This window comes from Nostoc sp., assembly GCF_036917095.1.
Lineage (GTDB): Bacteria > Cyanobacteriota > Cyanobacteriia > Cyanobacteriales > Nostocaceae > Nostoc.
This window is the reverse complement of the sequence record NZ_JBALFH010000040.1, coordinates 1-26,081: the sequence shown is the minus strand read 5'-3', so window position 1 is coordinate 26,081 and position 26,081 is coordinate 1. Positions and strand designations below refer to the sequence as shown.

The 26,081-nt window shown below is 40.8% G+C and carries 22 protein-coding genes and 1 pseudogene; 11 read left to right on the top strand and 12 right to left on the bottom strand.

Annotated elements, in window-relative coordinates; genetic code table 11:
• Positions 1-7 precede the first annotated feature (7 nt).
• Positions 8-856 (bottom strand): prohibitin family protein, encoded by an 849-nt coding sequence (locus V7L01_RS19630; RefSeq protein ID WP_335037537.1) that lies wholly within the window; start codon positions 854-856, stop codon positions 8-10.
• A gap of 344 nt (positions 857-1,200) precedes the next feature.
• Between V7L01_RS19630 and V7L01_RS19625 the strand changes: the two genes are divergently transcribed.
• On the top strand, positions 1,201-2,742 hold the full coding sequence (locus V7L01_RS19625; RefSeq protein ID WP_335037535.1) for a phytoene desaturase family protein: 1,542 nt from the start codon (positions 1,201-1,203) through the stop codon (positions 2,740-2,742).
• Here the strand turns inward: V7L01_RS19625 and V7L01_RS19620 are convergent.
• Entirely contained in the window at positions 2,729-3,403 is a 675-nt protein-coding gene (locus tag V7L01_RS19620) for a hypothetical protein (protein WP_335037533.1), read from the bottom strand. The two genes, V7L01_RS19625 and V7L01_RS19620, sit on opposite strands and share 14 nt — an antisense overlap.
• Positions 3,404-3,783: 380 nt before the next feature.
• Between V7L01_RS19620 and V7L01_RS19615 the strand changes: the two genes are divergently transcribed.
• Both V7L01_RS19615 and V7L01_RS19610 read left to right on the top strand, forming a co-directional pair.
• On the top strand, positions 3,784-4,200 hold the full coding sequence (locus V7L01_RS19615) for a hypothetical protein (RefSeq protein ID WP_335037531.1): 417 nt from the start codon (positions 3,784-3,786) through the stop codon (positions 4,198-4,200).
• Positions 4,201-4,552: 352 nt separating this feature from the next.
• Entirely contained in the window at positions 4,553-7,630 is a 3,078-nt protein-coding gene (locus tag V7L01_RS19610) for a sensor domain-containing protein (protein WP_335037529.1), read from the top strand.
• 263 nt (positions 7,631-7,893) lie between these two features.
• On the opposite strand, the gene V7L01_RS19605 is transcribed toward V7L01_RS19610, so the two are convergent.
• Both V7L01_RS19605 and V7L01_RS19600 read right to left on the bottom strand, forming a co-directional pair.
• Positions 7,894-9,246: a dihydrolipoyl dehydrogenase family protein gene (locus V7L01_RS19605; protein WP_335037527.1), complete on the bottom strand. Its 1,353-nt coding sequence runs from the start codon at positions 9,244-9,246 to the stop codon at positions 7,894-7,896.
• A gap of 188 nt (positions 9,247-9,434) precedes the next feature.
• A complete protein-coding gene (locus tag V7L01_RS19600; protein WP_335037525.1) occupies positions 9,435-9,947 on the bottom strand; it encodes an anthrone oxygenase family protein in 513 nt (170 codons plus the stop codon).
• A gap of 314 nt (positions 9,948-10,261) precedes the next feature.
• Here V7L01_RS19600 and V7L01_RS19595 point away from each other — a divergent pair, with 314 nt between their 5' ends.
• Positions 10,262-11,080, top strand: a complete 819-nt coding sequence (locus V7L01_RS19595; RefSeq protein ID WP_335037523.1) for a TlyA family RNA methyltransferase — start codon at positions 10,262-10,264, stop codon at positions 11,078-11,080.
• On the opposite strand, the gene V7L01_RS19590 is transcribed toward V7L01_RS19595, so the two are convergent.
• From V7L01_RS19590 to V7L01_RS19580, 3 genes are all read right to left on the bottom strand, one after another.
• On the bottom strand, positions 11,077-11,337 hold the full coding sequence (locus tag V7L01_RS19590; RefSeq protein ID WP_335037521.1) for a Calvin cycle protein CP12: 261 nt from the start codon (positions 11,335-11,337) through the stop codon (positions 11,077-11,079). The two genes, V7L01_RS19595 and V7L01_RS19590, sit on opposite strands and share 4 nt — an antisense overlap.
• Positions 11,338-11,667: 330 nt before the next feature.
• Positions 11,668-13,014 carry a GTP-binding protein gene (locus tag V7L01_RS19585; RefSeq protein WP_335037519.1) on the bottom strand — a complete coding sequence of 449 codons (1,347 nt, stop codon included), beginning with the start codon at positions 13,012-13,014 and terminating at the stop codon, positions 11,668-11,670.
• Positions 13,015-13,147: 133 nt separating this feature from the next.
• Complete coding sequence (locus V7L01_RS19580; protein WP_335037516.1) at positions 13,148-13,366, bottom strand: hypothetical protein; 219 nt, start codon at positions 13,364-13,366, stop codon at positions 13,148-13,150.
• Positions 13,367-14,106: 740 nt separating this feature from the next.
• Between V7L01_RS19580 and V7L01_RS19575 the strand changes: the two genes are divergently transcribed.
• Complete coding sequence (locus V7L01_RS19575; RefSeq protein WP_335037514.1) at positions 14,107-14,517, top strand: DUF1016 N-terminal domain-containing protein; 411 nt, start codon at positions 14,107-14,109, stop codon at positions 14,515-14,517.
• A 37-nt stretch (positions 14,518-14,554) separates the two neighbouring features.
• On the top strand, positions 14,555-14,917 hold the full coding sequence (locus V7L01_RS19570; RefSeq protein WP_335038426.1) for a PDDEXK nuclease domain-containing protein: 363 nt from the start codon (positions 14,555-14,557) through the stop codon (positions 14,915-14,917).
• Between the two features lie 29 nt (positions 14,918-14,946).
• Here the strand turns inward: V7L01_RS19570 and V7L01_RS19565 are convergent, their stop codons facing one another.
• The 3 genes from V7L01_RS19565 to V7L01_RS19555 all read right to left on the bottom strand — a co-directional run bounded on the left by V7L01_RS19565 (position 14,947) and on the right by V7L01_RS19555 (position 16,852).
• Positions 14,947-15,621: a prolyl oligopeptidase family serine peptidase gene (locus tag V7L01_RS19565; RefSeq protein ID WP_335037512.1), complete on the bottom strand. Its 675-nt coding sequence runs from the start codon at positions 15,619-15,621 to the stop codon at positions 14,947-14,949.
• A gap of 22 nt (positions 15,622-15,643) precedes the next feature.
• Entirely contained in the window at positions 15,644-16,381 is a 738-nt protein-coding gene (locus V7L01_RS19560; RefSeq protein WP_335037510.1) for a hypothetical protein, read from the bottom strand.
• 138 nt (positions 16,382-16,519) lie between these two features.
• Positions 16,520-16,852 (bottom strand): hypothetical protein, encoded by a 333-nt coding sequence (locus V7L01_RS19555; RefSeq protein WP_335037508.1) that lies wholly within the window; start codon positions 16,850-16,852, stop codon positions 16,520-16,522.
• A 210-nt stretch (positions 16,853-17,062) separates the two neighbouring features.
• On the opposite strand from V7L01_RS19555, the pseudogene V7L01_RS19550 reads away from it, so the two are divergent.
• A pseudogene (locus tag V7L01_RS19550) lies at positions 17,063-17,448 on the top strand (metal ABC transporter permease); the annotation flags it as partial.
• Positions 17,449-17,533: 85 nt separating this feature from the next.
• Here V7L01_RS19550 and V7L01_RS19545 read toward each other — a convergent pair.
• A complete protein-coding gene (locus V7L01_RS19545; RefSeq protein WP_335037507.1) occupies positions 17,534-18,040 on the bottom strand; it encodes a hypothetical protein in 507 nt (168 codons plus the stop codon).
• A gap of 39 nt (positions 18,041-18,079) precedes the next feature.
• Here V7L01_RS19545 and V7L01_RS19540 point away from each other — a divergent pair, with 39 nt between their 5' ends.
• The 4 genes from V7L01_RS19540 to V7L01_RS19525 all read left to right on the top strand — a co-directional run bounded on the left by V7L01_RS19540 (position 18,080) and on the right by V7L01_RS19525 (position 24,586).
• The gene (locus V7L01_RS19540; protein WP_335037505.1) at positions 18,080-19,003 is read left to right on the top strand and encodes a hypothetical protein; all 924 of its coding nucleotides are present in this window, start codon (positions 18,080-18,082) and stop codon (positions 19,001-19,003) included.
• A gap of 216 nt (positions 19,004-19,219) precedes the next feature.
• Positions 19,220-20,005, top strand: coding sequence for an HAD family hydrolase (locus V7L01_RS19535; RefSeq protein ID WP_335037503.1), 786 nt, complete (start codon positions 19,220-19,222; stop codon positions 20,003-20,005).
• 124 nt (positions 20,006-20,129) lie between these two features.
• Entirely contained in the window at positions 20,130-21,305 is a 1,176-nt protein-coding gene (locus V7L01_RS19530) for a DNA double-strand break repair nuclease NurA (RefSeq protein WP_335037501.1), read from the top strand.
• Between the two features lie 587 nt (positions 21,306-21,892).
• The gene (locus V7L01_RS19525) at positions 21,893-24,586 is read left to right on the top strand and encodes a PAS domain S-box protein (protein WP_335037499.1); all 2,694 of its coding nucleotides are present in this window, start codon (positions 21,893-21,895) and stop codon (positions 24,584-24,586) included.
• A gap of 457 nt (positions 24,587-25,043) precedes the next feature.
• Here the strand turns inward: V7L01_RS19525 and nadC are convergent, their stop codons facing one another.
• Positions 25,044-25,910, bottom strand: a complete 867-nt coding sequence (nadC, locus tag V7L01_RS19520; RefSeq protein WP_335037497.1) for a carboxylating nicotinate-nucleotide diphosphorylase — start codon at positions 25,908-25,910, stop codon at positions 25,044-25,046.
• Between the last annotated feature and the right edge of the window lie 171 nt (positions 25,911-26,081).

Below are 26,081 nucleotides of genomic sequence, written 5' to 3'. Positions count from 1 at the left end.
ACTCAAGTCAAGGTTGATTTTGGACATTCCCAAGGTTGAAGATGAAGGGGACACCGCTTTTGGAGTCACTACCCATAACGAGGACTTTGGGCATCTGAGCGCCGCCAGTCCTCCAAGCTTCAATTGCTTCTTTTTGCAGAACTAGCTGTCCTCCTTGAGCTTTGAGCGTCTCTGCTAAGAGTCTTTGAGCTTCTGCCCTACCTTTGGCTCGATTAACGTCTGCTTGTGCTTCTTGTTCTGCTTCCCGTGCTACATAAACGGCTCTTTGCGCCCGTTGTTCAGCAATTTGTTTTTCTTCCACTGCTCTGGCAAATTCTGGTGAGAATGCTAAATCAACTACGCTAGTATCTAACACAATTATCCCATATTTGTCTAAGCGATCGCCTAGCGCTCGATCGAAGTCTTCTTTCAACTCACTTCTTTTAGTAATTGCTTCTTCTACTGTTCTTCTGGCTGCGGCAATTTTAAATGCTTCTTGGGTCTGGGGTGCAATGATTTTCGATACAATATTTTCTAGGGTTCCTTGTTTCCTTCTAACTTCAACTACCTGCATGGGATCGAGGCGAAAGTTGATCGCAAATCTGGCAGATAAATTTTGCAAATCCTTTGTAGAACTTTCCGCTGGCACTTCAAATTTTTGGACGGTCAAATCATACACATCTATCACTGAGATAAAAGGCGGTTTTACATGAATCCCTTCCAATAAAGCGCCATCTCTGGCTTTACCCAAGATGCTGATCACTCCTGCTTGTCCTGGGTTGATAATGATAAAGGAATTTAGTCCCAGAATCACTAGTGTTGCTAACACAATTCCTAAAACTGTGGTTTGCCAATTTCCGAATTGCTGATTTTTCAAATCCCTCTCTCCATGTAAGTTAGTCAGTAGTCATTAGTCATTAGTCGTTAGTCGTTAGTCATGAAGAGTTATTATTTTTCTCCTTGTCTTCCTTCTCTAGTCCCCAGTCCCTAGCCCCTACTGCTAAGTAAGAAGTTTTACTTTGGCTTGAGTAAACTCAGTTACTAGTTTAAGTTTCTCATTAGTCTGTCGGAATCAAGCCTTTAATTTGAAGAACGCGGCACTGGCGGTTTAATGTGTATCGTTTGTGATGATATTAACCAATTAGAGCGGTTTATGGATGGAGGAGCGAATGATATTATCCAAGTTTCCACAACTGTTTGAATTCATTGTTGCAAACATATATGCAAGTTACAGATATAGTTGTCATTGGTAGTGGAATTGGCGGTTTGAGTTGTGCTGCTGTTTTGGCACGGTATGGTTTTGATGTGATAGTCTGCGAAAGCCACTCCATTGCTGGAGGTGCTGCCCATGCTTTTGAGCGCAATGGTTTCAAATTTGACTCGGGCCCGTCTCTTTACTCTGGACTGTCTTACAGCCCCTCTGCCAACCCCTTGCGACAAGTCTTAGATGCAATTGGTTCTGAATTACCATGCGTAACCTATGATACTTGGGGTTGTTGTCTACCAGAAGGTGATTTTGACACGGCGGTTGGTACCGAGCAATTTTGTGAAGTATTGATGAAATTCTGTGGACATGATGCTGTAGCCGAATGGCAGGAACTCCAGCGCGTTATGGAACCATTCGCTAGTGCAGCAACTTCTATACCACCAGCGGCATTACGTTTTGATTTTGGTGCAGCTAGAACTGTGGGCCCGTTTATCCCGTCTCTGACAAAAAATTTGGCGAATATAATTAAGCTGACGGGCCCCTTCAGCCGGATTATGGATGGCGTTGTTAAAGACCCGTTTACCCGAAACTGGCTTAATTTGCTGTGTTTCCTACTTTCTGGATTGCCAGCAGATGGCACTAGTGCCGCAGAGGTAGGATTTATGTTTGCGGACTGGTATCGACCAGACGCAATACTTGAATATCCGATTGGTGGTAGTGGTGCTTTAGTTGACACCCTTGTACAAGGATTAGAGCGTCATGGGGGGAAGCTGATGTTGGGCGCTCATGTGGAAGAAGTGCTTGTGGAAGATAATCGTGCGGTGGGTGTGCGGCTGCGCGATCGCCAAGAAATTCGGGCGCGTCGGGCAGTGATTTCTAATGCATCGGTTTGGGACACACTGAAGTTACTACCTGAAAAGGCTATACCCAAAAAGTACCGCAGCAAACGACAGGCGACGCCTGAGTGTGATAGCTTTATGCATCTACATTTAGGCATTGATGCTCAAGGATTACAGTCAAATTTGCGGTGTCATTACATCGTGGTTAATAACTGGGAATTGGGCGTGACAGCACCTCAGAATGTTGTGGTGATATCAATTCCTTCAGTTCTCGATCCATCCCTAGCACCACCAGGTAAGCACGTGATTCATGTTTATACTCCTGGTAATGAGCCGTATGCTATCTGGCAGGGAATGGATAGAAGAAACCAGGAATACGCCGAACTAAAGCGATCGCGTGCAGAAGTAATGTGGCAAGCGCTACAGCGGATTATTCCAGATATTCGCTCTCGTTGCGATGTCACACTTGTTGGTACACCTCTAACTCACGAGCGTTATCTCCGCCGTTACCAGGGTTCCTACGGCCCAGCAATTCAGGCTGGAAGTGGTATGTTTCCTGGCCCCAACACACCTCTAGCAGGACTGATGTGCTGTGGAGACTCGACATTTCCCGGCATTGGTTTACCAGCAGTCGCCGCCAGTGGGCTAATTGCTGCCAATACCCTTGCACCTGTTAATAAGCATTTAGCTATGCTTCAAGATATCAAGTGTATTTAATTTTTCGAGTATAAAATCTACTTGCCAAGAGAGCCGCACCTGTTACCAAAATTGCTAGTACACTGTCAGGTTCAGGTACGGCAGCAACTTGAGCATCAATTCGTGCAGTTCCAGCAAATAAACCGGTTAAGTTAGAGTTTTGCAGGATACTAGCAAACTCTGGAGAAATCAATAATTTAACATCAGGGATAGTTAAATTTTGGCCATCAAAAGCTACAGGTTCCGCAATACTTAAATCAAACAAAATTGTATTTAGAGACAATGTGTCTCTTAAAACAAATCCGCTGGCACCTGTGACAGTACGTCCCGGAGCAAGACCTATTGAAAACTCACCAACAGTAATTTGATTGTTAAAGGTAACAGTACCAGTATGCTCAATTGTTCCTGAGAGCGGAGTAAAACCGCCCTCATCGCTGAACGTGAAGTTAGTGGCTGAGTCGATGTTGAAGCCAACTAAATAATTGCTGGGAATTGGTGCGATTGTATTATTAGCGCCTGTCAAGTTTAGCCCGATACTTTTAAGAATATCCTCGTGGTCGCGATCGATGCTGGTGACTCCAGATATCACTTTAAAAGTTGCAGCTTCTACCTGTATAGGTGCCATTGATATAAAAGCTGCTGTTGTACAACTAAGAATCCCTGTAAACTGATAAAAACGCATATTTACTCCTTGTATTTGTAGTTTATTCTATCTAGAAAACCGCTATTTTTTAATCTAAAAGCCTACGTATTTACGCTGAAAAATAGTTTTAAAATATAAAGAAATTGCTTTTTTAAAATTTATAAAATTTACTGTCAAGTTAATAACAATATTTAACCCATATAGTTACAAATACAAAATTATGTAGGCGTGCAAAAATAAATATCGCTGCTCACAATAGAGCGTAGAGTATGAGCCATAAGGCATTAGGGATAGTAGATGAGAAAAATATAGTTATGTTTAATTATGTCCAATGCCAATTATTTAGCCTTGAAGATAACAATTATGATGCGATCCAATATAAGTTTTATCTCTAATTATTGATAAATTTGGGTTAGGAGGTGAAGCACTGCCTTAAAGAGGATTTATCTGCACTCGTTTTTAGTGAAATAGGAAATTCACGGCTGTCAGCTATACTTACAGTCGCATCGGCAGCCAAAGGCAAATGCTGCAAGTCAATAGTCGTAAGGTACGCATCAGTTGCTCAACATGAAACCATCACCGGAGTAGTTGAACGCCTCACCTTTTACTCCTCCAAATCCGGTTCTACTGCCGCACGACTAACTCGCCCTCGTGCTAACCTTGGAGCGATCGCAATGGCAAGGATATTGCCCCCAAATTTGGTACAACTGATTGTTGATACAGGTTCCATAAGCTCAATAGGCGATATTTACTGCTCTATCGCTAGTTGTATCAGCCTTAATTTAGTAACTTCTAGTAAAATTAAGAAATATTATGCAGAGATAAAGATTTGGTAAAAGATGTAACTATATCTATCTAAAGGAGTAAATTAAGAATAGCTTAAGAAAAACTTTATAACCAACCCTTGAAAGTAGTATTTTCGGGGCATTTAACCTAGAAGAGTTATTTTGTCTTTAGATATCTCTAATAGATACTAAACATTTTTTCTGATGAATTGTTTAGTGTTTATAGAAAAAGCAGCTTTTACACTGCTTTTACTAGGATCTCAAAGTCTTATAACTATTTTGTTCAGCTTCCCATAAAAGTCGAATATGGGGTTGATTTGATTTGGCAATTTGTAAAATTTGAAAAATTTTTAGTGACACCGATGTGTACGAAGATCAATATACGCAAAATAATTCTACTGAAATGTCAGTTCTACTAAGTGAGGAATACCCCACTGAGTGCAACTATACGAACAAAAATCTATCGCTAGAGGTGGAAACTTTTCATCAGCCAAAAATAGACTGGCAGCACATAGTGTATTCGTTGGCGGAACTTAGCCCATTTCCGATTGGGATTGTATGCCTGGAAAGCCAGCAAATTCTGTTTAAAAATGAACTTTTAGCGCCTTTTTTTGGAATAAAGTCTTGTCAAACGCTCGACAAAATCACCTCAGAATTTTATGCCTATCCTGCTTTCTGGTCTCAATTAGTTAACAATCTGAAAAGTGGCGACCTAATTAAAAATTGTGCAGTAGAATTCAAAAGTGCCAATGGTGATATTTTTGAAGCACAAATTTCAGCTAGGGTTGTTCATTACGAAGGGAAACTAGCAGCACTATTCATATTCATGAATCGTAGTGAGCATTTAAGAACCCAGCAGGGAAATTTCTTATTAACAACTGCTGTACAACAGATAACAGATAGCATTGAAATTACAGACAGCCAGCCAAAGCAGGCATACGTTACCCCTGCTTTTATCGACACTATAAAAGATCCAAGTGCTGAAACAGTTGAAAAAGACTCAACCTCACGGGAGCCGCAAGTAAATTTACATCTTATGGAGCGTGCGATCGCTGCTAGTAGTAATGGCATTATTTTGACAGATCCTAATCAACCAGACAATCCAATTATTTATGTTAATCCAGCCTTTGAGTTGATTACAGGGTACTCAGCTAGTGAAGCTATTGGACGTAACTGTCGCTTTTTACAAGGAAACGACAAAGACCAAGCAGCCCTCCAGGAATTACGTAGTGCTATTCAAGAACAAAGAGAATGCCATGTGATTTTACGCAACTCTCGCAAGGATAATGTGCCGTTCTGGCATGAACTTTACCTGGCTCCCGTGTTTGATAATTCTGGTTATTTGACTAACTTCATTGGTATCCAAACCGATATCACTCACCAGTTACAAGCTGTTGAAGAATTACGAAAGCAAGAAGAACAGTATCGCCGCATTGTCGAAACAGCAGCTGAAGGAATTTGGGTACTTGATGAAAACAACTGCACTACCTTTGTCAACCAACAGATGGCTACTATGTTGGGCTACCTCATTGAGGAGATGATAGGTGCAACGCTGTTCTCTTTTATGGATTCAGAAGGCTTGGAGATTGCTAATGCTTACCTTTTACGACGTCATCAGGGTATTCACGAAGCGCACGATTTCAAATTCCGCTGTCAGGACGGCTCAGACTTTTGGGCAATTGTTTCTTGTGCCCCGTTATTAGACGACCAGGGAAATTATGCTGGAGCCTTGGGGATGGTTACTAACATCACTGACCGCAAACGAGTAGAAGCTGCGCTGCAAGAAAGCAAACAACGTCTAGATGGAATTTTATCTTCTCTTGAAGATGTAGTTTGGTCGATTTCTGCTGACACTTTTAAGGCTCTTTATCTTAACCCTGCTGCTTTTAAAGTTTACGGTCGTTGTGCATCAGAATTCTTTGAGAACTCTAATCTCTGGTTAGAAATGATTCACCTAGAAGATCGGCAACGAGTTTATGCTGCTATTCAACCATTATTCTTAAATGGTAAGCAAGAACTAGAATATCGCATTGTTAGACCTGATGGACAAGTTCGCTGGTTGTTCAACCGAAGTCATTTAATCCATAACTCTAATGGGCAACCCTCTCGTATTGATGGGATCGCAACGGATATTACTGAGCGCAAACTCCTAGAGGAAAAGTTAGTTCACCATGCTTTTTATGATGCTCTGACTGGACTACCCAACCGTATTTTGTTTATGGACAGGCTAGAGCAAGCCATAGCACGGTTGAAAGGCAATCAGGATGATTTATTTGCTGTCTTATTCCTCGACCTTGACCGTTTCAAAGTTGTTAACGACAGCTTAGGACACATAGTTGGCGACCAATTACTAGTGACACTTGCTCAACGTCTCCAAAAGTGTCTACAGCCTGAGGATACTGTTGCTCGCTTGGGCGGAGACGAGTTTACTATTTTGCTTTCCCATATTCAAACTATTGATGATGCCATTTCTGTAGCAGAACACATCCATCAGGTATTAAAGTTGCCCTTCAACTTGTGCGGATATGAAGTCTTTATGACTGCTAGCATTGGCATTGCTTTAGGTACAAGCGAATACACTCAATCGGCGGATTTGCTTCGAGATGCTGACACTGCACTTTACCGTGTTAAAGACCAGGGTAAAGCTGGACATATGGTATTTGATACTACTATGCATGACCGAGCGGTAACGCTGTTGCAATTAGAAACTGACTTGCGCTGGGCAATTGAACGCAAACAGTTGTGCGTTTACTACCAGCCAATTATTTGTGTGAAAACAGGGACAATTGAAGGATTTGAAGCACTAGTTCGCTGGCAGCATCCAGAACGTGGACTCATTTCTCCAGCCGAGTTTATTCCTATAGCAGAAGAAACTGGACTCATTATCCCAATTGGTCAATGGGTACTAAGGGAATCTTGTCAGCAATTGCGGCAGTGGCAACTCCAATTTCCTGCCATCAAGCCCTTGACTCTCAATGTTAACCTTTCTGGTAAACAGTTTTCCCAACCCCATCTCATTGAACAGATCGGCCAAATTCTTCAAGATACTAACCTCAGTCCTAGCAACTTAAAGCTAGAAATCACTGAAAGTGCGATTATCGCCTCCCCAGAAAAGGCTACTATTGTCCTTAAGCAACTCAAGGCTTTTGGATTGCAATTGTGTATTGATGATTTTGGCACAGGTTATTCATCTTTGGCTTATTTGCATCATTTTCCGATTGATGTTCTCAAAATTGACCGCTCTTTTGTCAATCACATTGATAGCGATGCCGAACAATTGGCTATTGTTCGGGCTATTGTCACTTTAGCCGATAACTTAGGAATGAGTGTGGTTGCTGAAGGGATAGAAACAGTTGACCAATTAGTACAGCTTAAATTGTTACAATGCCAGCAAGCACAAGGTTACTTATTTTCACAACCTTTAGAGCAAGAACAAGCAAGAACTTTGCTAGCTTCTGGGCAATCCTTTTTAGGGACGTAAGGACTTGCTTCTGTTCTACAGCGAGAGCAAAACTTATTGAATCCTAAATAAATTAGGGTGAAGTTAGGAGGCGTGACAAAAACAACATATCCTACCACCAAAGATTTCTAAAAGAAATCTAAAACCAAAGATTTTACAAAGGCGATCGCATGACCAATGGCGTAATAATGCAGTATTACCATTGGTAGATGTCAAATGATGATATCTTATGGAACAAGCTGGATAAAACAGCCAATGAACTAGCTGATGCAAGCTTCACTGCCTTATGGCTCAAAAAATAACCGTGCAAGACTGGGCAATGCTTCGCCATAAGTAGGATGGATGTGAACAGATTTTTCCAACAATTGCCAAGTTGCTCCTGCTTCTATAAGCGACAGAAACACATGCACGATTTCAGCCGCTTCGTAACCAACTAATGTTGCTCCTAAAATCCGATCGGTTTCTGTATCTATTACCATTCGGTAAAAGCCTAAATCATGCCCCCACTCAATAGCACGAGCAATATCCGACATTGGCAGCGTCACGTAGCGAGCATTAATGCCCTTTTCATGAGCTTCTGCAATTGTCATTCCCACCCGTCCAACTTGTGGTTCAGTATATATGGCATAACCTAACACCCGGTCGTCGCGAGTTCGGTTCTCACCACGCAGGATAGCCTTTAAACGCCGATAATCTTCCCAAGAAACATGGGTGAAGGCAGGTTGTTGAGCAACATCTGCGATCGCATATACATTTTCGCACGTTGTCCGAAATTGCTCGTCAACTCGAACATAACCTTGTTCATTTAGGTCAACACCTGTGGCTACTACATTCAACGCGCTGGTGTTCGGCTTCCGCCCAGTTGCAATTAACAGTGCCTCCCCTTGGAGTTCCTGACCATTATCTAATGTCAGGGTAAACACATTATCGTTGTAAATAACTTTCTCAGTGTTGACCTGAAAGTGAATTTGAATACCATCTCGCTTTAGAGCTTTTGCTAAAGTTTCACTCACATCAGCTTCCTCACGATCCAAGATGCGCGAGCCTCGCACAATTATGTGTATTTCACTACCCAAACGTGCTAATCCCTGTGCGAGTTCCAAACTAATGTAACCAGCACCAATGACGAGCAGCCGTGGTGGCAACTTTTGTAAGTCAAAGAAATTGCGGTTTGTTAAGTAAGGTGTGCCTGCTAAACCAGGAATGTTAGGGATGGCAGCCGATGTGCCTGTATTAATAACGACTAGCGGGGCTTGAACGGTGACATTACCGCCTGTAACCGTTCGCTCTCCAGTAAAGTATGCTTCAGCATACACGACCCTGACTCCTGCTTCATGCAAGCGGTTGTGAACTCCTTCATGCCAGCGATCGCGAATTGAACGTACCCGCTCCATCACAGCAGGAAAATCAACCTCAACTTGAGCATATATTCCTAAATCCTTAGCTTGACGAACCCGACCCACAGCATGAGCGGCTGCTAAAAACGCTTTAGAAGGGGTGCAGCCATAATTGATACAACTACCGCCCAGTGAGTCTCTTTCAAATAAAACAACCTTGCGGCCTTCTTTGGCAAAGTCAGCGGCCAGAGGCACACCTCCCTGACCGCTACCGATGACAATGACATCTGCTGTTTCCATGCTTGAATCTCCTGTAATATCATGTCCGCTTGATTACTTAACCTGAAGAACCCCAAGTGGAGCATCTGGCGTGTGGGGTGCAATTACTGGGAGAATCATAACTAATTATGCGGACATGATATTAAATCAAACGGTGGAATTAAGCCAGAATATTTGCACGGTGAAATATCTCTTAACTATCAAGATTATTACGATTGCGCCGTTCGGTAACAGAGTGCGATGGTGAGCGATGCCGCTGCTGCTAGTGCTGCTGCTGTCCGAATGTGATTCCAGATTGTCCAGTTGGTAAGGTAGCTAGACCATAGGTTCGCACCGATGGCGCTGTCCGGCTCGACTTTTGCCAGGGCTTCGTTGAGCGGCACATTGAACACAATTGTCACGCCGAATGTACCAACGAGGTAGAGCAAGCTGCCGATGAGCAAGTAGGCGGCATCGGGTCGATGCCACTTTAATAGGGAGGAGATTAAAAGAAAGATGCAAGCCGCAGCCGTTCCTAAGAACACTGCCATAAACAACGGACTGATTGCCATGATATTGATGGATTGCATGGCGGCAATGCCTTGTGTCGGCTGAAGCCGAGCTAGGGCATTCATCACGAAGGACGAGAAACCGAAGAATACTCCGGCTATCAGACCGCAGCCTAGTGCTGAAAAAAGCTTCAATGCGAAATAATGTTGTTGAGCGAGCAGATGTTGCAGCATCGCCTTATCCTCCAACCAGTTGAGCAACTTGAATAGTATGCTTTTTCCCAGAAAATGAACAGAATTCTGAACCAGAGCTAGAGGTAACGTAATATAAAAATAATAATTAAAGTTTTTGACAGCTAAAATATAAAATGCAAAAGTATTGTAATGTTAGAAATCTTAGCAGAAGCCTATTTAAATCTCATTAATTAAGCAAAGTTTGAAGTAAAAGAAGGTCGTTATGAAGCCCAAGAATTAGAAAAGCTGGTTAACCGAGAATAAATTATCAATCATGCTTTGTGGTTTTAATCTTACCAGGAGACTCTAGTTAATTGGCTAAACAGCGACTCGACACACTATTAGTAGAGTTAAATTTATGTTCTTCTCGTGCTTTGGCACAGCGGTTAATTCAGGCGGGGGAAGTTACTGTTAATCAGCAGCTAGTTGATAAGCCTGGTACAGAAGTTGATATTTCGGCTCAAATAAATATTAAGCAGCGATCGCCTTTTGTTTCTAGAGGCGGTGAAAAACTCTCCAAAGCTTTGTCAGTATTTACCATTCCCGTAGCAGAGCGCATTTGTTTAGATGGTGGGATTTCTACTGGTGGCTTTACTGATTGTCTCTTGCAAGCTGGAGCAAAAAAAGTTTACGGTATTGATGTCGGTTACGGGCAAGTTGATTGGCGGTTGCGAAATGATTCGCGGGTGATTTTGCGGGAACGCACCAATTTACGGCAACTACGACCAGAAGATTTATATGGCAAGGATGACCCGATTCCTGATTTGGCAGTGGTCGATGTATCGTTTATTTCTTTAACAAAAATTCTGCCTGCTTTGTGGCAACTAACTCAAGCTAACCGAGAAGCTGTGTTGTTAGTCAAGCCACAATTTGAAGTCGGCAGATCCCGTGTGGGTAAAAAAGGGGTTGTGCGCGATCCAAACGACCAAGCTGATGCCATTTTCCAGGTGTTGCAAGCAGCGCACGAATTAGGATGGAAATACAAAGGCTTAACTTGGTCGCCGATCGTTGGCCCTGCTGGGAATATCGAATTTCTTTTGTGGTTGGCAATGGAAAGTGAAACACTACCACCTGATTTAGAGGCGATTAAGCAGATAACGCAATCAGCAACAACTGATTTACGGAAGAATTAAAGGTCGTAGATTAGACACTCTACGGAATCTGGATGGCGATCGCAGTAGTTTTCCAAAGAGGTTTTCTTTGATTTTGCTTGCTGTCGATCGGCTTTTTCAGCTTGTAATTCTTCCACAATGTCCCAGGCTACGGCACAACCAGCAGAATCACTGCCATCTAGCTCACAAGTTGTGCGGGCTTCAGTAATCGCTTCAGTAATCGCTTCTTCAAGATTTGCCGCCCCAGCAGTTTCAAATGAATTTAGGGTAGTTGTCATGATACTTCACCTTTAATTTACAGAGATAGATATTAACTATGAGCTTTCAATGACCTCGAGCGGCTCACATTTCCAGTTTAGATAGGCTTCCCATTAGAGTTGGTGGTAAACACCGCCATCTTTTTTGCAAAATTGAGTGGGAAATACCCTCTTGTCATCTTTGATTCAAAAAGGTATGGGAATTCCACTAGTTGTGCTCAGTAGTAGATATGGTCATGTTTTCAATCTTGCATCCCAAATTCGGAATGTCAGTCAATTGTCAGAAGAGTTTGATAGAAGTTGATAAACACTTATAAACAGCAACAAACGGGAAACAATTTTTATTTATTCTCAATACTTTATCCCTAACTCTTGTCGCAAACGATACAGAATTGTATTTTGGTCAACTTGAGAAAGAATTTCTTGAATGACACTGCTAGCGCCCAACTGTCCCCAAGTGCAGCCTTTTTCGAGATACACCTGAGCGGCTTTGCCAACGGAGTATGCGCCATAACCCGCGATCCCAGCTTGAGCGATCGCACTGCTAGCAAAGGCAGTAATATTGCTGGGATTGTCACCACTGGTTATTGCTGCCGTACTTTTACCCAAACCCAAAAGCAAACTGCTACCTAATTCTCCCAGGAGCAAGCCACCAGAACTAAATAAAATCGTTTTTAAAATTTTCCCGGCTTCATAGCTAGTCATCGGCAAACCATACAATCTAGCTAGGGCGCGAATTAAAGCCAAATCGGCAACAGTTCCGCCAAGGATATCTAAGAAGGCGATGGGATTGAGCATTACTGCCAAAGCTTTGTATTTGGTAAATTGCCAGATAATATCTTCGGCTTCTCGTTCGCGTAAGTCGATAGTTTTTTGAGCGATCGCGGCTTCTGCATCCCGTGCTTGGATGAGTGCATTTAAAGCCAGAAGCGATCGCCCTTCCCGATTGAGAATATTTAGAATTGTCTCCTTTAGTTCCTCTACTTGAGGTGGTGGTGTCTCCCATTCATAACTGACACGACCATCAGGCCACTCAACCCGTACTTCCATTGGTGCTGGTTCCGCCGCCACCATGACAATTTCATCAGGTAGTAATGGCTTTGCTTGAGGATGACCTGCACCGAGTTGTTGCAAATTTTGGTAAATCACTCCCTGGTCTGTATCTGGGTATAAATCTATCTTGTTAAACACTAAAATCAGGGGTTTTTGTGCTTGCCGCAATTCCAGCAGTGCTTGATACTCAGTGCGCGTGATATCACCAGACACGACAAACAAAATCAAATCCGCCTGATGCACGACTTCTCGCGCCATGTCCGCCCGTGACTCACCCTCAATTTCATCTAATCCGGGGGTATCAATTAACTCTACTAGTACCTTACCGCCTGGCTGCCAACGGACGGAACGGGGCCATTGCGTGACACCGTTCAAGGGGCCAGTTTGCAGAATTTTGTCTCCCAGCAAGGCATTTAAAACGGCCGATTTACCCCGACTCACCAAACCAAAGGCAGCAATTCTAATAATGTTAGAGTCCAGCTTGTTGAGTGTGGAATTCAAAGCTTCCAATTCTGGTTTCAACAAACCTGCCAATTCCGGGTTGGATGAAAACTGTCCTGACTTACGAAGATATCCATACCAAGACAGCGCTTGTCTGAGACTGGCGCGGGCACGATTCAAATGGGTTTCTTGCAGATTTCGCACGAAGTTAGGTTGATTCAAGGTTGGACAAACAACAGGCTACATATCCATTTTGATCTAATTCCCAGGTTGTTAGCCTGTTTTGCCAAATTAGGATTGTTCCGATGATTTGCATACCCTTTAGTGCGATGTCTATTCAGAACATGGGATCGTGTTGATTATCCCAACACTTGCGATCGCGCCAGTTTCTCCCAGTATGTTCGCATTCAGATGCATTATCTATCCAAGGAATCGATGTCGAGTGGTGCGAGGTTCCAATGGAAGCCGAGAAGCTAGCAGTTAATAAAGGCAATAATAAGGAGAAAGCTATCAATGTACAAATTGGTAGAGCAATTAAATATCCAGTGAGTAGCATAATGTTACTATGAGTCCAAAAACTTCTGCATATTTGATTATTTGTTTTGCGACTTTTTAAGCTAGTTTTTGAATTTGAGAAAAGCATAATGCAACCCTATTAGTGCCAGTTTATATAGCAATCCCATTTGATTTTTCAAAGCCAAGCTGACTGATAGCTAGCCGATTCAGGTTTGGGCTATCAGTATATTTAGCAAAATTCAAATAAGATTCCTATATGAGTACGGAATTTTACGTAAGAATATTATTGAAGCTATATACTCTAATGTCAAAGGTGCAAGTAGCGACTTTTTATAAGTTTTAATATTTGAACGCTAAAAAATATTTTTAATGAAAATGTGTTGAAGTTTTAGCAATCGTAGTTGCGTAAATGCCAGCAAATTTAACTCATAGCCCGCCCATGCTGGATTGTTGTATTGCGATCGCCTTCTGGGTAAACAGGAAATTTTACTTACCGTCGCAGCCTTTTAAAACGGAAACCATTATTTCGGACTCGCTGCTGAGTCTATCCCTAATTTGGTTATCAAAACTTTGCACGATGCTGGCACTATAGAGAGAAGTAAGTAAATCGGCGAGGATAAATTAAACTATATATTTTGTCATATAAAAATATTAGAATTTGCTCATTACGAGCAAATCTAGCCCTCTGGTGCGTTCAATACACGAACAAAATAGGGCTGGAGTCGCTCACTACAAACCTTGAATTATTTACACCGGTCTACTTAGGGTTAATTCTTTTTTATGCCTAAAGACGAGAAATCCGAAGTTTCACGAAGCGGGCCATCTGATATTATCGGTTATGAAGATTTTTTAACTGAACTAAAAACACGAATTTCTAGCGCTCAATTACGAGCAGCAGTTGCGGTCAATAAAGAATTAGTATTGCTCTATTGGCAAATTGGGCGAGATATTCTGAATCGCCAACAGCAGAAGGGTTGGGGCGCAAAAGTTATCAATCGTCTTGCGGCTGACTTGCAGAAAGCTTTTCCAGAGATCAAGGGCTTTTCGGTTCGCAACCTCAAGTATATGCGGGCTTTTGCCGAAGCTTATCCAGATGAGGAATTAGTGCAACAGGTTGTTGCACTAATCCCTTGGGGTCATAATGTTCGGATTTTAGATACTGCTAAAGACCAAACAGAGTGCAGTCGATGATTTATTGAGGCAAACAGACGATCGGCCTACTATTGGGATGATTTTGTGCAAGAGCAAAAATAAGGTAATTGCTGAATACTCTCTGCGGGATATGCATAAGCCGATTGGTGTTTCGGCGTATCACCTAAAAGATACTTTACCGGAGGCTTTGCAAGGAAATTTACCAACGATTGAGCAGTTAGAAGCTGAGTTGGAAACGGTGTCAATTGAGAAAATAAATGGACTCAGTGGTTCAGATGGAAAAATGCAAGTAACGCATTATCCACTAGATGAAGCATATCAAAGGCTTAGGCTACGCACAAAAAAAACCGAGTTTTCACCAGAAGAAATAGGAAACGAAGTTGCAAAAATTCGCAGCGAAATAAATGCTAATACAACTATAGATTCTGATTTAATTTAGAGTGTATTCCAATGCAGAGAAAAATATTTTTAACCTACAGCCTTCTGTCGCTGATGCTGTAAAAACCACTCATACAACTCTGGATTATTATATGTCTGCGTCCACGAGTCGTGCTTGGCTTCTGCGTAAACTGTAAATTTCACATTGCCGTCGCGGGCTTTGAGTGCAGAAACCATGATTTCAGACTCGCTTAAGGGAACTACATTATCTTTGGCTCCGTGAAATGCCCACACAGGAAGATTTTTAAACTTACGTGCTGCTTGTGGATTACCACCGCCACAGATAGGCGCGATCGCTGCAAATCGTTCTGGCTGTGCTGCTGCTAAATGCCATGTTCCGTAACCACCCATACTTAAGCCGGTCAGGTAAAGCCGATCTGGATCGACAGGGTAGGATGCAATAATCTCATCCAGAAGGACGCTCAATCGTTCTACATTCCAATATTCATCGCGCGGACATTGGGGAGAAATCACAATAAAGGGAAAATCCTGCTGTTGTTCTACAATCTTGGCGACGCCGTGCCTTTTCACATTATCTAAGTTAGAACCTCTTTCACCCGCACCATGTAAAAATAGGATTGTTGGTAAAAGTGGCTGTTGTTTTTCATTGCCTTGAGACGAAGTGTGTTGTCGTAAGACATCAGGCAAAAATAGCAGGTAATTGTAGCTGTCGGTAGAAGAAACTTGTTGTTGTAGTGGCGGCATAGCATTAGAAAATTTTGTTAGTTCAACGTCTGCGAACAGCTATTGTATAACTTGGTCGCTGTGTTGCTTCTCGTTGAGTTTTAACTAACCGAAAGTCATTATCTATATATAGATGCTCTAAAAAAGAAGTAGCTAGGTAAACTTTTTCAAATTTCTTGACAGTATTTCTGTCCATATCTTTTAATTTGAGTTCTTGCTGTAAATCTATGTTTGGTGCTGCTTCCTTAAATTTAGATTCGATTGTTGTCGTAAACCACTCGTCTGCATCGTCAATTGTCAATGGGATTTTTCTATTTCTCAATTCCTGGAATATTCCAACATTTTTAATATGCCACTGCTCATCTCGAACTGAATACTTTTGCAACACCATTAAGTCGTAAGCTGGTAGTCTTGATGCAAATTTTTGCCAAAAACCAGACTGATGTCCTGGTGCATAACGGGCAATATTTGCATAGTAACCATCATTATGAAAAATTTGGTAAGACTGCTCGTGTATCCTACCAGGTAAAATGTCTTGAAAAGGTATAGTAGACCATATTGGCACCCATACTCCCGTAACGATCGCCACTTGATCTGCAACTTTGCCAAAGGGGTTACGTCGGCTCAACTCTGCAAAATATAGTGCTAATTCATTTTTATAAAATTCTACTTTGGCTTTTAACGGCTCTAGATCGCGTCCCTTAACAAGTTCTAAAATTTGTTTTTTAATTTCTGGAGTACTCCAATATGCCAACTCTTTGGTAGTTGTGACATTTGCCATCACTGTTTATCCTGGGAAAATTTCCAGATTTTGATTTCGTCATTAATACACTAACTTGCTCAAAGAAGACAGATACGGGGACGCAAAGAAATAACTCTCCCTATCCCTGTGTCCCCGTGTCTCTTTAGTGAAGGACTACTACCAAATCCGATTTCCATTTTCGTCAACTCGTGCTGCCCGAATTACGTCAGAAATCTCTTCAGCATCTTTAACGTGGTGGAGTGCTTTTTTTGTGCCATCGGGTTCATCTACAACGAAGTAAGTCGGGACTGTGATTTTGTCACCTGTAATGTCTGGTACATCATCCACAGCTACCTGTTTAGCCTTTTCTTCAACAGATTGAGACTCATCAGCAATTTTATCTCCTGGATTTGCTGTTAAGTTTCTTTCATTGACGTTTGGTTCTTCGCGTAAATGTGTGTCTTCACTTACGGGTTGATTAATTTGATTGTCTTGATTTTTATCAGTCATAGCTTCTTCAGGTATTGAAACATGTAGTTTTACTAAATAGCATTCTAAAAAATTGCAGATACAATGAATTCTTTCTCTAGAGAGACTTTGAGAGAAATTTTATAAAAACACGTCTTAAGTTAGATATTAATTCTGATAAATTTACTTCTTTAGTTTAAAGGGGGTATATTTACCCACTAATGCTTCTACAATTGTGCGGTATCGTGCTATCAAGCAGTAGGTTTGCCCGGAAACCGGCTAAACTTTGGACTTATGGGGCTAATAGCTTTAACAATTGTCGCCACTATGAAAGCTGCCGATGTGATTTTAGTCCTTTCACTTTTAATTACACCAGGATCGACAATTTATTTATTAGCTAAACGTCTCAAGCAAGTAATGATTTGGGGTGCGGTAATTGGCGTTATTTCTAGTATTAGCGGTATGTATCTTAGCTATTTTATAACTTGCCGTCTGGCCCTGCGATCGTTTTAGTAGTATCGGGATTGTTTCTGCTGCAATACGCTTCAGTTAAGGCTTTACTCTTTGTCAAAGTGAATTTTTTTAACGAACCGCAAAGGACGCAAAGGACACGAAGTAAGAGAAGAAAAAATGCTTAACTGAACTGTATTGCTTTCTGCTGGCGTTACTCTTTAGCCCCAAACATGGAGTGTTAATACTAAGCGGGAATAGAAATAGATTTTTTTATTGATTGTACAGCCCATAAGATAACTTGACTTCCCATTGCTCGGCAGTTTTTTCTAGATATAGTAAACTCCCATACTGTGGTGGCCCTGCTGGACAATGGGCAGTTATTTGAATTAATGCCTGCGAAAAATCTTGAGAAAATCCTGGTCGAGTTAAAGTAAATATAATAGACCAACTATAATCAGTCCTATTTTCAAGTTTTTCCCACTCTTCTCTGGAAATCAGAGTGACTTGAGGATTTGTAATAAATGGTGTTAATGAGGAAGGTTGATTGTTGATTAAGATCCAATTATCGTAAGTCTCTTTTCGGAGATTAGGAAAACCCATAACTCTCATCCCAGCAATAAATATTTCAGAAATATTAAGATTTTTCCAAGAGAGATCGGGTATCAGAGAAGTTTGAGTTATAAGATAATTATTCGATATTTCACTCAGAAATTCTCCTTCCATCCTGGAATATTTAATTACAGCAGAAAAAACCTGTGCTTCGTGTTGCGATCGCATATTTTATTTATTACTAATAAAACCTAAGGTTATTACAGCATGGAAATCAATCAAAGCAATTCAGAAGTAAAGTTCTTTGCACTTAAAACAACCTTACTGATTATCATTTATAGCTTACCTTTTTTGGTATGTTTAAGTTTACCAGTTATAATTTTTCGGGATAAATTTGTTGGTTTTTGGTTAAAAGCACCCAGTTACTATCCATTTAGCTTTTCTATGGCTCTATTTGTAGCTTTATCTTGTGGTGCAGTTAGTTTATGGACTTTGAGGGAAAAGCAAAAAGATATTAATATATTCTTTGTAATATTAGCTATATTTTGTGGATGTAGTTTGAATATTCTATTATATATTTTGTCTATTCCTTTTCCTGTTAATATTTTAATGATTTTCGTTTTATTTTTAATATCTCTCATCCAAACTCCTATTTTGACAACACTTGCTATAATAGCTGGCATCTTTTATAGTTTTTTAATCCCAACTCCTTTAATATGTATTTATTTTTCATGTTTGTATAGCCAAAGCTTTCAAGATAAGCCGTCTTCTATTCGTAAGCGGATAATATATATAATTCCTTTATTGGCTATCGTTATAACTCCATACATCATTGCAGCAAAAATTAAACTTACGCCAGGTTTAATTTTACCAATTGGATTTCGCAATATTGTGGGGCTTAATCAGTTCGGCGTTTCTTATAAGAATGTAATCAAAAAAATGCAACAATGCCAGCAACTTGAAGATTATATTGGGGCTAAAAAAGCATATGCTTTAGCTGAAGGTAGAAATTACCAAACGCTTGTTTTTGTTGGCAATAGTGCTGGTTTTGTTCTTGAGGTAGTAGGTGAAAAAGGTACTGCATTTGTAAATGCATGTTCTGGAGACTGTGGAGAGGTTAAAACACTTCCAGTTCGGATTTACACAAGATCGCGTTTTATCGATCTTACTTACGATCGAATATGTGGTTAATATAATGTACGATCATCAAATATCCAGCTTTTGTAAATAATCTAGCTACTCAAGTAGATTGCTGGATTTAATCTAGATTCAATTTTGTTTAATAACGATTTTTTCATAAAATATTTAACAATATTTATTCCTGAAGTTGACCTGTTAAGATATTCTTATACAAAAATTCCTTTCAAGATCGAGTAAGCTGGCAAGAGCAGTTTCATCCTCAAAACAATGACAGCAACTAGTCCCACAATTTTAGCCTTAGACTTTGATGGAGTGATTTGCGACGGACTAATTGAATATTTTGAGGTAGCATGGCGTACCTACTGTGAAATTTGGTCGCCTGCTAACCACACACCACCAGATGATTTAGCTTTGAGATTCTATCGCCTGCGGCCTGTAATTGAAACAGGTTGGGAAATGCCCGTTTTAATCAAAGCGTTGGTAGATGAAATCCCTGATGAGAAAATTCTTCATGAATGGGTAAGCATCGCCCCAAAACTTTTGTTAAATGACAAGCTACAAGCAAGAGAGATTGGGGCGAAACTAGATAATCAGCGCGATGAATGGATTACCAGCGATTTAGACGGTTGGCTAAGTCTGCATAGATTTTATCCAGGTGTAATAGAAAAAATAAAACTAACTCTTGAGAGTGGAGTTAAGCTATACATTGTAACAACTAAAGAAGGGCGTTTTGTCCAACAGTTGTTACAACAAGAAGGAGTGAATTTCCCGACGACATCAATTATTGGTAAAGAAGTCAAGCGTCCCAAATATGAAATTCTGCGAGGATTAATTCAAGCAGCAGATAAAAACCTAGTCAGCCTCTGGTTTGTAGAAGATAGACTCAAGACATTGCACTTAGTCCAACAGCAAGCAGACCTTGAAGATGTGAAACTCTTTCTCGCAGACTGGGGTTATAATACCCAAGCAGAACGGGAAGCTGCCCAAAACGATCCGCGAATTCAGTTGTTATCACTGTCTCAATTTGCCAAAGATTTCTCAAGTTGGTATTAAAAAGGGAGGATAATCTCACGCCCAAACACAAAGACACAGCAAAGCAGAGCTTTTCTTCGCGTCTTTGTGTGAGATTTAAACACTGGAATTTGCCATTTTGGCTTAATATAAAGTATAAAATCCTATGCTTGACCTGACAAAACTGGCGCGACAAATGCAGGGTTTAAGCCAGCATCTTACCTTAGAAGCTGCTGCCAGTCGCCAGCGTTTAGAATTGGCGCAACAACATCTCAAAAATGCTTACGAGTCTCAACAAGATTTAATCGAGCGCCAGGAAAAATGGCGCGATCGCATTCTCTTTGCTAATGCTACCCCAATTGAGCCGTTAGAAACCTGCATTGATATCCCAGTTCCCCCTAAAATACATACTGTTATCGCTACCGATGGTTCGCAAATTGCCCCCAACCATCACGAAATTGCTTACTGTTATCTGCTGAATATCGGCAGAGTAGTCTTACACTACGGACAAAACCGCCATCCGTTACTTGATAGTTTGCCAGAGGTATTTTATCGCCCAGAAGATTTATATATGTCTCGGCAATGGGGAATTAGAACCGAAGAATGGATGAGTTTCCGTCGCACTGCTTCAGAAACAACCGTATTGGCAGAACTTGCATGTGCAGCGAAAGGGGAAACGCCAGCACTGGCGATGGTAGATGGTTCGTTAATTTACTGGTTTTTAGAACAATTGCCAGTGGATGCACGCGATTGCATTTTACCCCCTATCCTGGAAGCTTGGCAGCAGATGCGTGATGCTCAAATTCCGTTGATGGGATATCTTAGTGCCTCTCGCAGCATCGAAACGATGAACTTTTTACGGTTGTTGGCTTGTCCCCATCCAGTACCAGACTGTAAAACTTATTGCCCAAATCAGCTAGAAAAAGTAGCTTGTAAAATTTTTGAACAGTTGCGAGATACTTCTGTTTGGGCAACTCGTCTCAAACCGGGACAACGCAGCACCCTTTGGCGCAGTAATTCTCCCATTCTCGAACTTTACGGAGACCAAACCATTTACTTTTGTTACGTCCACGTTGGTACAGAAATCGCCCGGATCGAAGTTCCAGCATGGGTTGCAGATAATGCAGCCATGTTAGACCAAGCATTGGGACTAATGCTGGCACAAGTGCAAAAAGGATATGGCTATCCTGTAGCGATCGCAGAAGCGCATAATCAAGCAGTGGTTAAAGGTGGCGATAGAGCGCGTTTCTTTGCCCTCCTCGAACAACAAATGATTAAAGCTGGTTTGAAAAATGTGGGAACTTCCTACAAAGAAGCCAGGAAGCGGGGGAGTATTGCTTAGGAACTTCTAGACGAGAATAGCGAAATCTGCATGAGATAGAAGACTGGGGCAACAAAGATGTAATTTTTGAACATCCAGTTTATGCTCGGTTGTCGTTTGAATATACGGGTTTTCAAATTGGCGATCGCACGCACCCATCCAGAATTAATGCTATTTACATTTATTCCCCTTATCGGCATGAGCACATCAGCCAAACTAGAGGTGGCAAAAAGAACATGATACCTCGACAAATAATCTTAAGCAGATTAAGCAATTGGTACTGTGAAGCAAAAGTGTCGCCCTTTCTTAACACTTCTTATCTTTAATCCTAAATATAAATGTTTACTTTACATTTTTTTTGGGAAACCTTTACTTAGGAGATAATTGTCTCAAAAAATAGCTAGTTTTCTCCGTAAAATCTAGTAAATATTTATTGCTCTGCTATTAAGTTAGTTAAGTGTTTATTCGGAAAGTAAATAGTCTTCATCGGAACTGAGATTAGGTAGTTTTTAGCTTGACAAGATTCCCTTGAGATGGTTATTCAATTTGCGAAAAACGTCTTAACTTATTTAACCTTTAGTAAAAAAAGCTTTATAACTAAACAACTGATGAAACTAGTTAAATCTGAGTACAAACAATTTGAAGAAAAATACTCTCGATTTTTCTCACTTTCTATAGATTTACTGTGTATTGCTAGCTTTGATGGTTATTTCAAGTATTTAAACCCAAAATGGACAAAAATACTAGGTTGGTCAGAGCAGGAATTAATTACTAAACCTTTTATCGAATTTGTTCATCCGGAAGACCGTGAATCTACTATTATTGTAGCCCAAAAAATTACACAATCTGTAGATGCAATCAACTTTGAAAACCGCTATCTTTGTCGGGATGGTTCTTACAAATGGTTGTCATGGAATGCGACTGGCTTCTGTGAAGAAAAGTTGATTTATGCAGTAGCTCGTGACATTACTCTTAATAAACAGAGTGAGATAGAGCTACAAAAGTCTATCCGAGAACTAGAAGCTTTTAAATTTGCCTTAAATGCCCATTCCCTGGTAGCTATTACTGATAGAACTGGAAGCATAACCTATGTTAATGACCAATTTTGTGAAATTTCTAAATATTCTAGAGAAGAACTTCTAGGGCAAGATCATCGTATTATCAATTCTGGATATCATACCAAAGAATTTTTTGCCAAATTATGGAAAACTATTGCCCAAGGAAAAATATGGAAGGGAGAAATTAAAAATAAAGCTAAAGATGGCACTTTTTATTGGGTGGATACTTTGATTGCCCCAATGTTAAACCCAGATGGAAAGCCATATCAATATGTATCAATTCGTACAGACATTACACAGCGTAAGCTTTCAGAGTTAGCTTTATTGGAGCGATCGCGCTTGTCAGTTTTGAGTGCAGAAGTCAGTTTAGCCCTATCTCAAAGTGGTACACTTCCAGAAATTCTGCAAAACTGTACAAATAGTATTTCCCAATACCTTGATATTGCCTTTGTTTGTATCTGGACATTTGAACGACAGACAAACCAGCTACAATTGCAGGCTGGTGTTCATTGTACAGATATTACTTGTAGTGCTTTGAGCGATAGCCAAGATTTCCCAAATCACATGGTTTTAGCTAATAGCATTATTGGCTTAATGACTCAAAATAATCAAGTCATTTTTAACCAAGAAGTCTCAATTAATAATTCAGAAACACTTCTCGATTCTACCCTTTCAAGTTTTCGATATTCTGCTTATCCCCTGATAGTAGAACAGCAATTAATCGGTATAATAGCTTTATTTAGCAAGCAATTATTTACCGAAACAACTCATAACCTATTAAATTGGATTGCTAATAATATTGCTGTAGCTATTGACCGGATCTGGGCGCGAGAAGAACTCCTCAGCCGTCGGGAAGCCTTATTACTGCGTCTAGCTAGCCAAATCCGTAGTTCTCTCGATCTGGATATGATTCTAGAAACTGCTGTTAATGAAATTCGTAGCTTATTACAAATTGACCGTTGCTACTTTCTTTCTTACTTACCGCACCCATCCCAGCCAAGTCTGACTATCACTTATGAAGCGCGAAACCCCAACTTAGCAACCATGTTAGGTAATATCCCGTTGCAAAAAGCGACTTTTTTAACAAAAATGCTTCTCTCTCAAGAGCTAATTTGCATCGACGATATTAATAGCAAGTCATATCTCGATTATGATATGCAAGGACTTTTAACTGAGTTTGGCATTACATCTCAACTACTGCTACCAGTTAAAAGTAATTCTGGGGAGATTGGAGCGATTGTTTGCAGTCATGGTAGTGGCGATCGCATTTGGAGTAACAGTGAAATTAACCTGTTACAAGCTGTTTGCGATCAACTAGCGATCGCTATCGATCATGCACAACTTTATACTCAAAGTCGCTCTGCTACTTTAGCTGCTCAAACTCAAGCCGAAAAACTCACGGAAACCTTGCATAAGTTGCAGCAAACTCAATCTCAACTGATTCAAAATGAAAAAATGTCTAGTTTGGGACAATTAGTAGCTGGAGTTGCTCATGAAATTAATAATCCAGTTAATTTTATCCACGGGAACTTAACCTATGCTCATGAATACTTTCAAGAGATGTTAACTCTCTTGCAACTTTACCAGCAACACTATCCCAAGCCCCAGATAGAAATTCAAGATTTTGCTGAAAAAATTGATTTGGAATTTATTACCGATGACCTTAATAAAGTCCTGTCTTCGATGAATATGGGTACTAATCGTATCCGTGAAATTGTTTTAGGGTTGCGAAATTTCTCTCGCCACGACGAAGCAGATAAAAAACTAGTTGACATTCATGAAGGGATTGATAATACACTATTGATTTTGCATCACCGCTGGAAAAATAATGGGATTGGGCTGGATATATCTATTATTAAAGAATATGGAAATTTACCCTTAGTTGATTGCTACGCAGGGCAGCTTAATCAAGTATTTATGAATATTTTGACAAATGCAATCGATGCCTTAGAAGAGTCAATAGTCAATAGAAAAATAACTGATAAACCGCAAATCGTAATTCGTACTGAAATTTTAGATAGTAAATTTGTTGTAATCAGAATTGCTGATAATGGATTAGGAATGCAGGAAGACGTAAGAAAACGGTTATTCGATCCCTTCTTCACAACAAAATCGGTGGGTAAGGGAACAGGGCTAGGGCTGTCAATTAGCTACCAAATTGTAGTAGAAAAACATGGTGGAATTTTGAATTGCCTATCAGAACCGGGAAAAGGCACAGAATTCTCGATTGAAATTCCAATTTAAACAGGATTTAATACTATAATTCCATAATACAATTTCAAAAAATTATTATACTTTGAGCAATCCCTTGGACGACGGGTTGATGCTGAGTCACTATCAAAGATAGTAGTGGAACAAGGGAGACACAAAAAATCAGAGATCCAGAAGGTACAATATGCGATCGCACTGCTATATTTCAAAGCAGAATGCGATCGCGATGACCACTGCTGAGTCAGTACAGTCTTCTTTACCAGACGCTACGCGAAGGGCGTTTTCCTCATAAGCGACTGAAGAATCGAAGGATATAGCTTTTTAAAGTGCTCGTCTTGACCCAAAGGTTCCATTCCCAAGCGACTTGACCAATATGAGTGTCTACGAGATGCGATGGGGCATCTCTTACATCTAGCGTCCTAGTCACTGAGGCGGTTGCTATATATCAACTTTGCAGTGGATGATTCGATTTATCTCCTTGCTTATTTATCTAAAGTACAATCCTCATACTCAAATCCAACCACTTAGACTGAGTAATCGGTGCACTGGTAGAAATATAGTCAACACCCGTCTCTGCTACACCGCGAATCGTCTCTAAAGTCACATTCCCTGAAGCCTCAATTTTCACCCGGCTATCCTGCTGGCGAATCAACTGCACCGCCTGACCCATCATATCCACAGGCATATTGTCCAACATAATAATGTCAGCCTTGTACTGCAAAGCTTCTTTCACCTGCTCTAAACTTTCAGTCTCTACCTCTATTGTCAAGGGATAAGGTATCTGAGAACGAATACGGGTAACAGCTTCTCCAATTCCCCCAGCCGCCGCGATATGATTATCCTTAATCATCACCGCATCATCCAACCCCATACGGTGATTAATTGCCCCACCCAAAGCAGTGGCGTATTTTTCCAACAGTCTCAGCCCTGGTGTCGTTTTACGCGTATCCACCAACTGAGCAGGTAAATCAGCAATTTTATCTACATATATATTAGTTAGCGTAGCAATCCCACTCAACCGCATAGCCAAATTGAGCGCAACTCGTTCCCCCATCAGCAGCGCATCCAGCGAACCATGAATTTCAGCTATTACCTGTCCTGGCTCACACCAAGCACCTTCAGCCGAAACCGCCACAAAACTGACTTTTTCGTTCAAAATCTGAAACACCCTAGCTGCAACTGGTAAGCCAGCAATTATCCCTGAAGCTTTAGCTATCCATTTAGCCGAGCCTAGTGTCACATCTTCTACTAGTAGCGCATTTGTTGTGCGATCGCCCCTGCCAATATCCTCCATCAACCAGCCACGTAAAAGTGGATCTAAAACCAGCCAGGGCGGTAAAACACCAGAATTGCTCACAACTTTATTGCTTCCTTACTGACTTCCAGGAACACTATAGCCTAAAACCCTTACTCTCTAAGTCTTTCGTGGTGACTCAGAAGCAGTCCCAAAATATTTTGGGAAAAATAGTTGACATAAAGAGGTGGGTTCGTTATATTGAATAAGTGCCTGAAACGGAGCGCGAAAGAG